Origin of the sequence: Dawidia soli (assembly GCF_018598185.1) — a bacterium.
In the GTDB taxonomy this organism is placed as follows: Bacteria; Bacteroidota; Bacteroidia; order Cytophagales; family Cyclobacteriaceae; genus Ohtaekwangia; species Ohtaekwangia soli.
Genome location: NZ_JAHESC010000002.1, coordinates 214,714 through 226,936 on the forward strand (window position 1 = coordinate 214,714; position 12,223 = coordinate 226,936).

General features: G+C 55.2%; 14 protein-coding genes. 6 read left to right on the plus strand and 8 right to left on the minus strand.

Features of this window, described 5'->3' with window-relative positions; genetic code table 11:
- Positions 1-61: 61 nt before the first annotated feature.
- Genes KK078_RS02260 through gpmI form a run of 4 tightly spaced genes read right to left on the minus strand, consistent with a single transcriptional unit; the run spans position 62 to position 4,468 of the window.
- Complete coding sequence (locus KK078_RS02260; RefSeq protein WP_254088609.1) at positions 62-478, minus strand: Fur family transcriptional regulator; 417 nt, start codon at positions 476-478, stop codon at positions 62-64.
- Between the two features lie 8 nt (positions 479-486).
- Complete coding sequence (locus tag KK078_RS02265) at positions 487-2,277, minus strand: ABC transporter ATP-binding protein (protein WP_254088610.1); 1,791 nt, start codon at positions 2,275-2,277, stop codon at positions 487-489.
- Positions 2,278-2,322: 45 nt separating this feature from the next.
- Positions 2,323-2,937, minus strand: a complete 615-nt coding sequence (locus KK078_RS02270) for a hypothetical protein (RefSeq protein ID WP_254088611.1) — start codon at positions 2,935-2,937, stop codon at positions 2,323-2,325.
- A gap of 4 nt (positions 2,938-2,941) precedes the next feature.
- The gene (gene gpmI, locus KK078_RS02275; RefSeq protein ID WP_254088612.1) at positions 2,942-4,468 is read right to left on the minus strand and encodes a 2,3-bisphosphoglycerate-independent phosphoglycerate mutase; all 1,527 of its coding nucleotides are present in this window, start codon (positions 4,466-4,468) and stop codon (positions 2,942-2,944) included.
- A 190-nt stretch (positions 4,469-4,658) separates the two neighbouring features.
- On the opposite strand from gpmI, the gene KK078_RS02280 reads away from it, so the two are divergent.
- Genes KK078_RS02280 through KK078_RS02305 form a run of 6 tightly spaced genes read left to right on the plus strand, consistent with a single transcriptional unit; the run spans position 4,659 to position 8,665 of the window.
- A complete protein-coding gene (locus KK078_RS02280; RefSeq protein WP_254088613.1) occupies positions 4,659-5,060 on the plus strand; it encodes a DUF4783 domain-containing protein in 402 nt (133 codons plus the stop codon).
- Between the two features lie 31 nt (positions 5,061-5,091).
- Positions 5,092-5,952, plus strand: coding sequence for a carboxylating nicotinate-nucleotide diphosphorylase (gene nadC / locus KK078_RS02285; RefSeq protein WP_254088614.1), 861 nt, complete (start codon positions 5,092-5,094; stop codon positions 5,950-5,952).
- A gap of 35 nt (positions 5,953-5,987) precedes the next feature.
- Positions 5,988-6,473: a hypothetical protein gene (locus tag KK078_RS02290; RefSeq protein ID WP_254088615.1), complete on the plus strand. Its 486-nt coding sequence runs from the start codon at positions 5,988-5,990 to the stop codon at positions 6,471-6,473.
- A gap of 11 nt (positions 6,474-6,484) precedes the next feature.
- Entirely contained in the window at positions 6,485-6,964 is a 480-nt protein-coding gene (locus tag KK078_RS02295; protein ID WP_254088616.1) for a regulatory protein RecX, read from the plus strand.
- A gap of 22 nt (positions 6,965-6,986) precedes the next feature.
- Complete coding sequence (locus KK078_RS02300; RefSeq protein ID WP_254088617.1) at positions 6,987-8,036, plus strand: ATP-grasp domain-containing protein; 1,050 nt, start codon at positions 6,987-6,989, stop codon at positions 8,034-8,036.
- Positions 8,036-8,665, plus strand: a complete 630-nt coding sequence (locus tag KK078_RS02305) for a LysE family transporter (RefSeq protein ID WP_254088618.1) — start codon at positions 8,036-8,038, stop codon at positions 8,663-8,665. Before KK078_RS02300 ends, KK078_RS02305 begins: the two co-directional genes overlap by 1 nt.
- On the opposite strand, the gene KK078_RS02310 is transcribed toward KK078_RS02305, so the two are convergent.
- From KK078_RS02310 to nusB, 4 genes are all read right to left on the minus strand, one after another.
- Complete coding sequence (locus tag KK078_RS02310; RefSeq protein WP_254088619.1) at positions 8,649-9,563, minus strand: S66 peptidase family protein; 915 nt, start codon at positions 9,561-9,563, stop codon at positions 8,649-8,651. The two genes, KK078_RS02305 and KK078_RS02310, sit on opposite strands and share 17 nt — an antisense overlap.
- A 472-nt stretch (positions 9,564-10,035) precedes the next feature.
- The gene (locus KK078_RS02315; RefSeq protein WP_254088620.1) at positions 10,036-10,578 is read right to left on the minus strand and encodes a DUF1573 domain-containing protein; all 543 of its coding nucleotides are present in this window, start codon (positions 10,576-10,578) and stop codon (positions 10,036-10,038) included.
- Positions 10,579-10,616: 38 nt separating this feature from the next.
- On the minus strand, positions 10,617-10,928 hold the full coding sequence (locus tag KK078_RS02320) for a YtxH domain-containing protein (RefSeq protein WP_254088621.1): 312 nt from the start codon (positions 10,926-10,928) through the stop codon (positions 10,617-10,619).
- 92 nt (positions 10,929-11,020) lie between these two features.
- Positions 11,021-12,127 (minus strand): transcription antitermination factor NusB, encoded by a 1,107-nt coding sequence (gene nusB, locus KK078_RS02325; protein WP_254088622.1) that lies wholly within the window; start codon positions 12,125-12,127, stop codon positions 11,021-11,023.
- Positions 12,128-12,223: the final 96 nt, after the last annotated feature.

Below are 12,223 nucleotides of genomic sequence, written 5' to 3' on the forward strand. Positions count from 1 at the left end.
CTCAAAAACTTAGCCTTCTGGAATTTATAACCGTTTTAAAAAAACCGTACGGCTGTTAACACTATTTCGAGCAACGTTCGCAAACCCCTTGTATCAACAGGTTTTGCTCACTGGCGCGGTAGCCTTTGGGCAGCTTGACCGCAGGGATCTCTACGCTCAGGCAGCTGGTTTGCCCACACGCCGTACATTTGAAATGCACGTGGTCGTGATGGTGCCCGGCCGTGTTGCAGGCTTCGTTACACAAGGCGTACTTCAGACTCCCCTCATCGTCCAGTACTTTGTGGATAAGCCCTTTGTCCAGAAAGGTTTTAAGTGTCCTGTAAACCGTTACACGATCAAAATCGTTGTTGATCTCCTTCTCGATGTCGCCATGCGAAAGGGCATATGTACGCCGGAGAAAGAGGTGTAGGATCTCCTGCCGGGTGGGTGTGGAACGCAGCCGGAAGTTTTTCAGGAGCCGATCGGATGCAACATTCATACGGGTAGTTATTGCAGCTGTAGCTTCAGCAAGGTACTATAAATACCGTTTTCGTGCTGAGTAAGTTCAGTGTGCGAGCCGGTTTCCGCCAGGGCGCCATCCTGGATCACAAAAATGCGGTCGGTTTTCTTCACCGTGCTGAGGCGGTGAGCAATGATGATGGTCGTGCGGCCTTCCATCAGTTTCTCCAGGGCCTCCTGCACAAGCGCCTCCGTATGTGCATCCAGCGAGCTGGTGGCTTCGTCGAGGATGAGGATGGCAGGGTCTTTCAGGATGGCACGGGCAATGGCGATGCGCTGCCGCTGACCACCCGATAGCTTCACGCCGCGTTCGCCCACCAGGGTATCGAACTTGTCGTCAAAGCGCTCGATGAACTCCAGCGCGTTGGCGCGACGCGCGGCTTCGCGCACCTCGGCTTCGGTCGCGCCCGGCTTGCCGTACGCAATGTTTTCGCGGATGGTGCCGCCAAAGAGGATGACCTCTTGCGGCACGATGCCCAGGTTCTGGCGGTAAGCCGACAGGTTCAGCCCTTCGATGTTCTGACCGTCGATGGTGATCGTTCCTTCCGACAACGGATAAAAGCGTAACAGCAAATTAATAATGGTAGACTTGCCCGAGCCGCTGCGGCCGATGAGCGCCACCTTTTCGCCCGGGCGGATCTCGAAGTTTAGGCCACTCAGCACCGTGTTGTCGGGCCGCGTGGGGTATGCGAACGATACATTGTTGAAACGGATGCCTCCGTACAGTTTGATGGGAGGCGCCGTGGTGCGCGAGGTGTCCTCTTCTTTTTCGTGCAGGATGTCTAACACCCGTTCGGACGCACCGATGGACCGCTGCAGCTGGGTATAGATGTCGCCCAAGCCGGCAATGGAGAAGCCGATGAACGAGGTGTATAGTACAAAGGAGAACAGCTCGCCCGTCGTGGTTTCACCCGACTGCACCAGGCTGGCTCCATACCAACCTACGGCTACGATGCCGCTGAAGATAACAAAGATGACAAAGGAGATAAAGAACCCGCGGTAACGTGCCGTGTAGATGGCGATGCGCATCGACTCCTCAATGGCATTGCTATAACGCCTGGTCTCGAAGGCTTCGTTGGTAAAGGCTTTCACCACGGGGATGGATTGCAACGATTCTTCTACTATAACATTGGCCGCCGCCAGTCTGTCTTGTGTCTTGCCCGATAGTTTGCGGATGAATTTGCCGAAGATCAGGGCGGAGATAACCAATACCGGAAACGTCAGGAGCATGAACGCTGCCAGCTTGGGTGTCATGTAAAAGAGAATGGCAGTGCCGAAGACCAACGTCAGGATCTGGCGCAAAAGCTCGGCCAGCGTCGTGCTGAACGTGTCTTGCAGGGTGCTGATGTCAGACGTGAGACGGCTCATGATCTCGCCCACGCGGCGGTTGTCGAAGAATGTAAGCGGCAGCCAAATGACCTTCTCATAGATGGCTTTGCGAATACTGCCCATGCTTCGCTCGTTGACGATCGCAAAGGTATATACGCGGATGAATGAGAAGACGGCTTGTATGAGCAGAATGACGATCAGCGCCACGGCCGCCTGGTTGATCGTCTGAAAGTATGTGGGCTTGCCGTTGGCGATGTCCAGCAACTCGCCCGACAGACGCGGGAAGGCGAGCAGCGTAACCGTGGAGAGTCCCAGTGCAACCAGTCCAAGAATAAAAAGTCCCTTGTACGGCAGCATGAACCGGAGCACGCTGGCCAGGTTCTTCAGGTTGGCCTTGTTCAGCTTCCGCTTGTCTTCCTCTTTCAAAGGCTCTTTAACTTGTTTTGCCATAGTTCGTCGTCCATTCCACCGCCGGGGCGGAAGCGTTGTTTAGTATTAATTCGGTAAGGAAACTTTTGCAGAAACAGTATAGGCCACGGTGTCACCCATAAAGATCTTCTGCCCGCCGGTAACGGCATAGGCCTGTAAGACCGGCTGCTCGTGCAGCGCGTAAAATTCCATGGTCAGGAAGCGTGCGCTGTGGTACAGCGAATTGTCTTCCTGAAACTGGGCTTCGATGCGACGCACCCGCGCAGGCGTACCGTGGTAGAACACTTTCAGGGAGCGCACGGGAAGTGACTGCTGTGTTTCGATGGATTTGATGCGCAGGTTGCTGTGCGGGTCGGGCAGGTCGTCGGTGACCGTATAGGCGCCCACGTTGGTCGGTTTGTTCAGGGTCTTCAGTTCCAGGAACAGGTCCAGCTCTTTGGCCCAGGCCACCGAGTCGGCCGGGACAAACGTGGCCGTGTCCTGCTGCGCGCCCAGCGTCGCCGTTTTTGTAAGGACGGCATGGCGCGCCGCGAGGAACCGGATCTGCGCCTGTACCAGGCTGTCGATCGCGTAGTACCGCGCGGGCGTGCGCGCCTGCTGCGAGCAGGCGAACAGGCCCCCCGTTAGTACGGCGGCGACCAGAAGCCGGAGGCACCCGGTAACAAAACGTTGTCGTGTCACGATCTTAGTTCTCCAACAATATGTGGCCGCTCATTTCGGCGGGCACCGGTATCCCCATCAACGTCAGGATAGTCGGCGCCAGGTCGCCCAGCTTACCGTTCTTGAGCTTGCCTTTGTAGCTGTCGTCTACCAGGATGCACGGCACCAGGTTGGTGGTGTGAGCCGTGTTGGGAGTACCGTCTTCGTTGATCATCATGTCGGCATTACCGTGGTCGGCAATGATGATGGTGGTATAACCGTTCTTCAAGGCGGCCTCCGTCACCTGTTGTGCGCAGGCGTCTACGGTCTCGACCGCTTTTACGACCGCTTCGAATACACCGGTGTGGCCGACCATGTCGGGGTTGGCGAAGTTCAGGCAGATGAAGTCGGGCTCTTTTTTGTTGAGCTCGGGAATGATCTTATCCTTCAGGTCGTTGGCGCTCATCTCGGGCGCCAGGTCGTACGTGGCTACTTTCGGTGACGGGCACAGGATGCGCGACTCGCCCTCGAAGACGGTCTCGCGGCCGCCCGAGAAGAAGAACGTCACGTGCGGATATTTCTCCGTCTCGGCAATACGGATCTGTTTCTTGCCCGCTAGCGATACGACTTCACCCAGGGTCTTCTCCAGGTTGTCTTTGTCGAAGATCACTTTCACGCCTTTGAACGAGTCGTCGTAGTTCGTCAGCGTGATATAATCCAGGCGCAGGGCCTTCATGTCTTGCTCGGGAAAGTCTTGTTGGGTCAGCGCCTGTGTGATCTGGCGGCCGCGGTCGGTGCGGAAGTTGAAGCAGATCACCACGTCGCCTTCCTGGATGGTGGCGACGGGTTGTTGCTGGGCGTTCACCATCACGATGGGCTTGATAAACTCATCGGTCACACCCGCGTCGTAGGATGCCTGAACGGCTTTCAGGGCATCCGTTGATTTTTCCCCTACGCCTTTTACGAGCAGATCGTACGCCAGCTTGACGCGCTCCCAGCGTTTGTCGCGGTCCATGGCGTAGTAGCGGCCTACTACGCTGGCCAGTTTGGAAGAAGTTTTCTCCATATGGGCCAACAGGTCTTTGAGGTAGCCCAGGCCGCCCTTGGGATCGGTGTCGCGGCCGTCGGTGAAAGCGTGAACAAATACGTTCTGCAGGCCGTTGTTCTGCGCGATGGTCAGCAGGCCTTTGAGGTGCTCGATGTGTGCGTGTACCCCACCGTCGGAAACCAGGCCGATGAAGTGCACATTCTTGTTGTTCTTTTTAGCATAGGCAAAGGCGTCCAGCAGCGTGCTGTTGCTGTCGAGCTCTTTTTCTTCGACGGCTTTGTTGACGCGCACCAGGTCCTGGTACACCACGCGGCCGGCACCGATGTTCATGTGGCCTACTTCGGAGTTGCCCATCTGGCCGGCGGGCAGGCCCACGGCCAGGCCAGAGGCCTCGAGTTTGCTGTTGGCGTACTTGCCGTAGAGTGAGCTGATGAAGGGGGTTTTGGCTTTGTCGATAGCCGATACAGCCTTATTGGTGGCGATGCCCCAGCCGTCGAGGATCATCAGCAGTACTTTCTTGTTCATGAAATCGATTTTTTAGTTCGCGATGTAATATGCGGCGCAAATATAACGAGGATTTGCAGCTTGCGGGGGTGGAAAAGGCGAATGGCGGTATTTTTTCAATGTACTGTAAACGATTTAGACGCATCATGTTACCATAATAATTTCCTTATCTTGCAGACGTGGCACAATTTTGGCCCCAATAAAAGTTGCCATGAAGGTGAACAGAAATACGACGTATTTAGTCTTGGTGCTGGTTTGTTTGCAGGTGATCACGCTTTTTGCCCAGAGCGACGTCATCAGCCAGGTGAAAGAAACCATTAAGGCCGGAAGCGCCAAGGAACTTTCGAAATACCTGAATCAGACGGTAGACGTAACCATCGATGACAAGATGCAGCCCTACAGCAAGGCGCAGGCGGAGTTTATTTTCCGTGATTTTTTCCGTCAGCATCCGGCCAACGAGTTTAACATCATCCACCAGGGATCGTCCAAGGGTGGACAACCCTTTGCCATCGGCCAGTACAAAAGCGGCGCCGAGACGTACCGGGTATTTATGAAGATCAAAACCGTCGGCAACCAGCAGCTCGTACACGAGATATCCTTTGTGAAAGAGTGATAACTCTGAATTACTCGCCTATTTTTGCAGGGTGAGACCAGCCTACATCACCCCCGATTTCCTGAAAACATTCATATCCGCTGCCCTGGCAGAGGATGCCGGTGAAGGCGATCATTCGTCACTGGCGAGCATTCCGGCCACCGCCACGCACCGCGCCCACCTGCTCGTAAAAGAGGCGGGCATTCTGGCCGGCGTGGAGCTCGCGCTGGAAATTTTCCACCAGGTAGACAGGAGCCTGAAGATCGAAGTCTTTCTGCACGACGGTGCCGCGGTAAAACCGGGCGACGTAGCCTTTGTGGTGAGCGGTCCCGCGCGGTCTATTCTGCTGGCCGAGCGCCTCGTGCTCAACTGCATGCAACGCATGAGCGCGCTCGCCACCAAGACGCACAACCTGACGGCCCTGCTGGCCGGCACCTCCGTCCGTCTGCTCGACACCCGTAAAACGACACCCAACTTCCGGTTGCCCGAGAAATGGGCCGTGCTCATCGGTGGTGGTCAGAACCACCGCATGGGCCTTTACGACCTGATCATGCTCAAGGACAATCATATTGACATGGCGGGCGGCATCGAACAGGCAATCATTCGAACAAAAGAGTATCTTCGCGCCGGCAATAAAACGCTCCAGATCGAAGTGGAAACCCGCAACCTGGACGAGGTGAAGGAAGTCCTTCGCGTGGGTGGCGCAGACATTATCATGCTGGACAACATGAGCCTCGCGGCCATGCAGGAAGCGGTGGCCCTGATCGGCGGCCGGTGTAAAACAGAAGCCAGCGGTGGCGTGACCGAGCTGACCATTCGCGACATCGCCCTGACCGGCGTGGACTTTATATCGGTCGGTGCGTTGACCCACTCCATGAAAAGCATGGACTTAAGCCTGAAGGCGATTGCCTAGACAATACGTTTGAACTGAATATAGTGACTTAGCATATGATCGTTAAAACCAAAAATTACAAGCTCGAAAAGAAGACGTACATCAGCCTGGCCTTGAAAAGCGTGCTCAAGAAGCAGGGATGGATCGCCGCGGCCGCGGCCGTAGCCATCTGTCTGCTCTATATATGGATCGCCAGCATCTGGTGGTTTATCGTCGCCTTTGTCGGGTTAGGTTTATACTTGTTGTTCTGGTGGGTACAGTTCTACGGCGTTACGCAGCTGGAGCAAGGCAAGATGCTCTTCGAGAAGTTCCACTACGAGATCAGCAGCCAGCAGATCCTGATGAAGATCAATCCGCGCGAAGGCATGCCGTTGAAGTGGGAGCAGATTCAAACAGCGCAGATCGGCGAAGATTTTTTTGCCCTGTTCGTAAACAAGGCGCAGATCATCTACTGGCCCTTCAAGATCTTTAATACCGATAACGAGCGGAAATTTGTCGCCAGCATCCTCGAGAAGAAAGGACTTGTGAAGCCGAAGAAATAGCAGCGCGCTGTATGGAGCACGGAAAAAGACTCACTCCCGCGGCTGCCAAACAAAAGATATACCGCTACTGTGCTTACCAGGAACGGTCACATCAGGAGGTACGCGACAAGCTGTACGAATACGGCCTGTATACCAGCGACGTCGACGAGATCTTGTCACACCTGATTACCGAAGGCTTTCTGAATGAAGAACGTTTTGCCAAGGCGTTTGCCGGGGGCAAGTTCCGCATGCAACATTGGGGACGGGTAAAGATCGTGCACGAGCTCGAAGCACACGGCCTGACGAAGAACTGCATCAACTTGGGTCTGAAAGAGATCGACGAGGAAGATTACCAGCGCGTGCTCCACGATGTGTTGGCACGCAAGCTCGCCCAGCTCGATGTGACCAACCCCTTCGTAACGCGCGATAAGCTGGCCCGCTATGCTATTCAAAAGGGGTTTGAGCCGGACCTGGTCTGGCCCCTGGTAAAAGACCTTGTGCCCGTGGCGTGATGTTCTCATTAGATCTTCTTTTATGGCGTTGAAGTCGCGTATCGCGCAAAGTAATTTTTTTACGAAAGCCCGGCATTGGGAGTATTGGCCGTTCGGCATTGTACAGTTTCCGCTGTTCATATACTATGGCTGGCTGGCACTGCGCGCCCGGTCGTTCACCTTCTTTACAGCGTCGAACCCCGGCATTACCATGGGGGGTATGTTTGGAGAGTCCAAATATGACGTACTGATGAAAGTGCCGGCCGCGAACCGGCCCCGGACGGCCCGCGTGAAAGGTCCCGCTACCACAGAAACGGTTGTACACTGCCTGGAAGAATATGGTTTCTCCCTTCCGGTGATCTTCAAACCCGACATCGGCGAACGCGGGTTTATGGTAAAGCGTATCTCCTCGCGGGCAGAGATCGATCTATACCTGGCTCAGATGCCGCACGATTTTATTATCCAGGACCTGGTAGACCTGCCCGTGGAGATGGGTGTTTTTTATGTGCGCCTGCCTTCGGCGGGCCAGGGGCATGTCAACTCGGTGGTCATAAAAGAAATGCTTTCGGTCACGGGAGACGGCGTACAGACATTGCAAGCACTGATACTACAAAAAGACAGGGCGCGGCTGCAGTGGCCGGCGTTGCAACAGCGTTTTGCCGGGCGTTTGTCCGACGTGGTCCCTGCGGGAGAATCCATCGAGCTGGTATCGATCGGCAATCATTGCCTGGGGACGAAGTTCCTGGACGGTACACATTTGATCAATGACCGTTTGTCGGAAACGTTCGATACCGTGAGTAAACAGATTGAAGGCTTTTACTTCGGACGGTTCGATCTGCGGTGCGCCACGGTGGAAGACCTGTATGCGGGACGTTTCCTGGTGATGGAGCTGAACGGCTGTGGCGCCGAGCCGGCGCATATATACCACCCCGGCTTCCCGTTGTCACGGGCACTGCGTATCTTGTTCAGGCACTGGCATACGATCTTCCGCATCGCGCGGGAGAATACGGCGCGCGGTGTTTCCTACATGCCCTGGAAACAAGCCGTGGCATATTACCGGGAGTTCAAACAAAAAACGACGCCGATAGTCTGATGGAAGCCCTTGTCGCCTTCCTGGTGGCCTTTGCCTTTAGCTTTACAGGATCTATACCGCCGGGCACGCTGAACCTGACCATTATACAGTTAGGCCTGGAGCATCGCCTCGTGGCGGCGCGTCGGTTTGCAATAGCCGCGGCGTTGGTGGAGTATCCCTATGCATGGCTCGCGGCCGTCTCGGGTGAATGGATCACGACGTCCACCGGCGGACTGAACGAGCTGCGCCTGGCTACGGCACTGGTTATGATCACGCTGGGTGTGTGTGGCATCGTGTCGGCGTCAACGCCGCCGGCCCGTGTACAGCGCTCGCCCAAAAGCGGCTTTCGGAAGGGCATCGTACTGGGGATCCTCAACCCGCTGGCATTTATATACTGGCTCGGCATATCCACGTACCTGCAGGGTCAGCAGTGGATCGATCTTTCCAGCACCGTTACATTGCACAGCTATCTCGCCGGCGTGACGCTGGGCGCCTTTGCGTTGTTATTCCTGCTGGCGCATCTGGCCCGGCGGCTCGCGGTATATGTGCAGCAAAGTCATTGGCTGCGACGGCTACCGGGGTTGTTACTGACAGGCCTGGGATTGTATGCGCTGGGACAGTATCTCGCTTCGGTTATACAAGGGGTGTAATGATCGACTGCGCTGCGGTCACCTCCAACGACACCCGGGCTCCCTGTACCCACGCCAGGTTGGGGTTCTCATGGCCGGAAGGAAAGCGGAAGGCAACCGGATAGTGGTACGCACGGGTATGGTTCAGGATGATCTGCTCGGGGGTCTCCTCGAAGGCCAGGCTCGGATCTTCTTTGATGTCGGTCATGTGGCCGATCAGGAGTCCTGCCAGGTTCGCCAGCTTGCCGGCGCGCTTCAACTGGTTGACCATGCGGTCTACGCGGTAGACCAACTCTCCTATCTCTTCGATCACCAGTATTTTCCCGTTTGTATCCAGCTCGCTGGCGGTGCCCAGGCTATCCACTAACAACGACAGGTTGCCGCCGACCAGTACGCCTTCTGCGCGGCCGGGTTTGTTGGCGGGTGCTGCCGGTGCTGTGATGGCATCGGGTTTTCCGAAGAGGGCGTTGCGCAGGCTTTCGATGGAAGGTATGCTGGCGGGGTTGGCAAAGAGTACGGGCATGGTGCCGTGGATGCTGGCGATGCCGAGGCTTAGCAGCTTAAGCTGCAGGGCGGTGACGTCGCTGAAGCCGACGATCCACTTGGGGTGTTGCTGCAGGGTGGCATAGTTCGCGCGGTCGATGATGCGGCCGCTGCCATAACCACCGCGGGCACAGAGAATGGCGTCGATCGTAGGATCGTCGAGGGCGGCTTGCAGGTCGGCAAGGCGCTGGTCGTCCGTGCCGGCCAGGTAGGCATGGGCCTGGCTTAACAAATTATTGGCGGGGACAACGGTCAGGCCCCAGGCGGTCAGTACCCGGCGGGCATGGCTTACGTGCTCTTCGGAGGCTCTGCGGCTGAGGGCGACGAGGGCGACCCGGGCGCCGGGTTTTAAGGGCGGTGGGATCAGGATGGACATCCGTGCAAGTACGGGAAGTTTGCGGGTTGGGGCAAGCTTTGTATAAGGTTGCTGTATGTCGGGGATATGTCATGGATAGCTATGGGATAAGGTTGATACGGGTAATCCCTGGCGTTGGCCCGGGTGAAGCCTGGGAATGGAGCGGGCTTTCCGGAGGATTACCCGTATCAAACCCCTATCAAAGTGCTATCGAAGCACTATATAAAGGCTATCGGATTGTATCCAAAGGCACGGCCAGTACCTCAGAGGCGTATCAAAGGCACGGTTGTAGCAGTGTTGTAGCACTGTTGCGGCAGAGTTCCGGCACGGATATAGCGACCCATAAATGCGTGCGCCGGTCTAACACTGGTTCAACGATCCTGAGGCAGTGCTTTATCTATGCTGTAACCGGGCTTTGGCCTGGGAGATGATACTACAAAAAAGCCATTCGCTGGCTGGCGAATGGCTTTTGATAGTATTGAACTAAAATTTCTTAGTGTGCAGCCGGGGCGTTGCCAGCCTTCGGCGTGATCATCGCCTTGAAACGCAGCACGGTTTGTTTAGGCCAGGTGTTGGCCGTTACCGTGATGGTTTTGTTTTGAACGTTTTGTTTGCCGTTGCTGTCGAATTTGGCCTTTACATAGCCTGTGCCGCCCACGGGGATCGGCTCTTTTGAAAAATCCGGTACGGTGCAACCGCAAGAGGGTTGTGCGCCCTGAATGATCAACGGAGCTTCGCCGGTGTTTTTCACTTTGTACGTGTATTCTACGATGTCGCCTTCTTTGATGGTGCCGAAGTCGTGTTCAGTGGTTTCAAACTGGATGACCGGTAGCGGGCCTTCGGGTTTTTCTTCGGGGGCTGCAACGGTCGGGTTCGGTGCGGGTACGGTCGTACCGGCGGCCTTCTTGCCTTCTACTTCTGCCAGTCGGCTTTCCAGTTCTGCTATTCGCTTTTCGCTGGCGCGATCTTTACATGCCGTAAAGCATACCAACACCGCTGCGAAAAATAGCATCGATTTAAAGATTGCTGTTTTCATATCCCTGCCTTCTTGATTATTGATTTTTTTGAATGTGCTTATTCTTTGCGGCCGCCGCGGATCTGTTCCAGCAGATCGTCTACGTCTTCGAGGAGACGCTCAGCCTTGTTTTTGGCTTCGTCCACCACCTTCTGGCCCTGCGATTTCGCTTCGCTGGTCAGCGGGGTCTCTTTGCCATCGACAAAATCGTTGATGAGGTCTTGCAGGATCTTGCGGTATTTGTCCAGTTGGAAAGACAACTTCTCGCGTGTGTTTGATCCTTTGTCGGGCGCGTACAGGATGCCCAAAATTGCACCGGTAGCGGCGCCAGCCAGGAACGCCATCAGAAAATTTCCACTCTTTTTGCTCATAGCACTTTCAAAGTTAGTTATCGACTTCGCGCAAATTCAAAATTTTAACAATTTTTAACAAAGGGCCACGATAATTTTCAGTGCGGCAGCCTCTATTTATTGTCCATTAGACCCCGGCCGCTTTTCTTCACTACGCCAGTGTCTTTCAGCTCTTTAGCGATCACGTCCAGAATGCCGTTGATAAATTGGCGGCTCTTCGGCGTACTGTAGTTTTTGGCGAGCTCGATGTATTCGTTGATGGTGACCTTCACGGGAATGCCCGGGAATTCCAGGAGCTCGGCGATAGCCATTTCCAGGATCATGCGGTCGGTGAGCGGCAGGCGGTCGACTTCCCAGTTACGGGTGTTGTTTGCAATCAGCTCTTTGTAGGGTTGCTCGAGGTCGCAGGCCTTGTTGTACAGCTTCTCCACAAACTCGCGGTCTTCCTCCCAGTTGATCGACAGGGTGTGCAGCTGCACCGCGCTGGCGGGTGTGCCGTCATACGATTTCACCGTCTTTTCCACCAGGCCTTTGACGATCTCTTTGTCTTCGGCCCACCGCAGCACTTCTTCTTCAAAGAATTCGTTGATGACGGTCTTGCCCAGGATCACCTTTTTGAAGAGGTGGTTGATGAATTTTTTCTGGTCGTCCAGCGTGGGGCTCTTTTTATCCAGATAATTGAGATATTCATTATCCTGCCGCACCACGTCGCGGAACCAGCCCTTGATCTTGTCGGGCTTGTCTTGCCAGTGCCGGCCGAGCTTCAGCGCGTCTTTGCGCAGGCCTTCGTGCTGGCGCAGGGCGTTGATCCACGAGTTGCTGACAAAGTTTTTGTGACTCACTTTTTTGTCGGCTTCCGCCAGCTCGGCAAAGGCCGGGGGCAGGCTGAGCACGGCGATGTAGTGGTCGTAGATCTTTTCGATCTCGCTGATGGTGTTCTTCAGGAAGAAGTCGGTGTCTTTCTTCGCCTGCTTGTTGTAGAAGATAAAGCAATCGTTCACCGCTTTCTTGATGCGCGGGTCTTCGTGGTCAACCGAGCTCTCGAATTGCTTAAAGGCTTTTTCAAAAAGCTTTGTGGCGGTCTTCTTTTGTTGGGTAAGAGCTGCCTTGTCCTGAACTTCCATGGAGTTCAGATCGGGTGCAAAAGCATCGCTGATCTGTTCGAGGCAGAGTTCGTAGTTGGCCTCTTTGCACTGCTCGAGCGCGAACAGGCTTTGCATAACTTTAATACGGAGACTTCTTCGGTTGAGCATGGTAAAGAACGACTTCTAGTGATCTGAGGCGCAAAAATAGAATATCGCGGGGGGTTGGGCAAC

Coding starts and splice junctions, on each gene's coding strand:
- nusB (WP_254088622.1), bottom strand. CDS start 12,127: ATGCAAAGCCTGTTCGCGCTCGAGCAGTGCAAAGAGGCCAACTACGAA.
- KK078_RS02295 (WP_254088616.1), top strand. CDS start 6,485: ATGGAGCACGGAAAAAGACTCACTCCCGCGGCTGCCAAACAAAAGATA.
- KK078_RS02305 (WP_254088618.1), top strand. CDS start 8,036: ATGGAAGCCCTTGTCGCCTTCCTGGTGGCCTTTGCCTTTAGCTTTACA.
- KK078_RS02300 (WP_254088617.1), top strand. CDS start 6,987: ATGGCGTTGAAGTCGCGTATCGCGCAAAGTAATTTTTTTACGAAAGCC.
- KK078_RS02320 (WP_254088621.1), bottom strand. CDS start 10,928: ATGAGCAAAAAGAGTGGAAATTTTCTGATGGCGTTCCTGGCTGGCGCC.
- KK078_RS02265 (WP_254088610.1), bottom strand. CDS start 2,277: ATGGCAAAACAAGTTAAAGAGCCTTTGAAAGAGGAAGACAAGCGGAAG.
- gpmI (WP_254088612.1), bottom strand. CDS start 4,468: ATGAACAAGAAAGTACTGCTGATGATCCTCGACGGCTGGGGCATCGCC.
- KK078_RS02315 (WP_254088620.1), bottom strand. CDS start 10,578: ATGAAAACAGCAATCTTTAAATCGATGCTATTTTTCGCAGCGGTGTTG.
- KK078_RS02310 (WP_254088619.1), bottom strand. CDS start 9,563: ATGTCCATCCTGATCCCACCGCCCTTAAAACCCGGCGCCCGGGTCGCC.
- KK078_RS02280 (WP_254088613.1), top strand. CDS start 4,659: ATGAAGGTGAACAGAAATACGACGTATTTAGTCTTGGTGCTGGTTTGT.
- KK078_RS02290 (WP_254088615.1), top strand. CDS start 5,988: ATGATCGTTAAAACCAAAAATTACAAGCTCGAAAAGAAGACGTACATC.
- KK078_RS02260 (WP_254088609.1), bottom strand. CDS start 478: ATGAATGTTGCATCCGATCGGCTCCTGAAAAACTTCCGGCTGCGTTCC.